Origin of the sequence: Aeromonas schubertii (assembly GCF_000820105.1) — a bacterium.
Lineage (GTDB): Bacteria > Pseudomonadota > Gammaproteobacteria > Enterobacterales > Aeromonadaceae > Aeromonas > Aeromonas schubertii.
In genome coordinates this window covers 1-603 of the sequence record NZ_CDDB01000094.1, presented here as the reverse complement: position 1 = coordinate 603, position 603 = coordinate 1, and the positions used below count along the sequence as shown (strand labels likewise).

General features: G+C 57.0%; 1 protein-coding gene. It reads left to right on the top strand.

The genetic code is table 11. The annotated features are described in order from the left end of the window. Positions 1–603, top strand: a 603-nt coding sequence (locus BN1133_RS17840) for an IS4 family transposase (protein ID WP_050667802.1), incomplete at both ends; no start/stop codon positions are given.

The window sequence follows — 603 nt, the reverse complement described above, 5'->3', positions numbered from 1 at the left end:
GGTGCACAAGCTGGGCCGCCAAGATGCCCTGGTACTGCTCAAAACCAGTCCGCAGGCCCGCAAAAAGTGGCCGCAGTTACCCGACACGGTGCAAGCCCGCTTGCTCACCCGCCATATCAACGGCAAAGAGCGACAAGTGCTGACCTCGATGGTCGACCCGATGCGCTTCCCGGGGGCGGATATCGTCGACCTCTACAGCCACCGTTGGGAAATCGAGTTGGGCTATCGGGAGATGAAACACAGCCTGCAACAGCACCGACTGACCCTGCGCAGCAAGAAGGCAGCGGGGATACGACAGGAGCTGTGGGGCGTGTTGCTGGCGTACAACCTGCTGCGCAGCCAGATGGTGAAGATGGCGGCAAGCCTGAAAGGGTACACGGCAAGTCAGCTCAGTTTTCACATGGCATCGGTCTATCTCGTCCATGAGTTGAGCTGTATGCCGTTCATGTCACCGGGGAATATCCCTAAGCGGGTGGCGGAGTTGGAGAAACAAGCGGGGCAGTTTGTGTTACCCGATAGGATAGAGCGAAGTTACCCCCGCTGCGTGAAGCCAAGACCGCAGAAATACAGCTTGAAAAAATCCAATAAAAACAATGCCAGTCA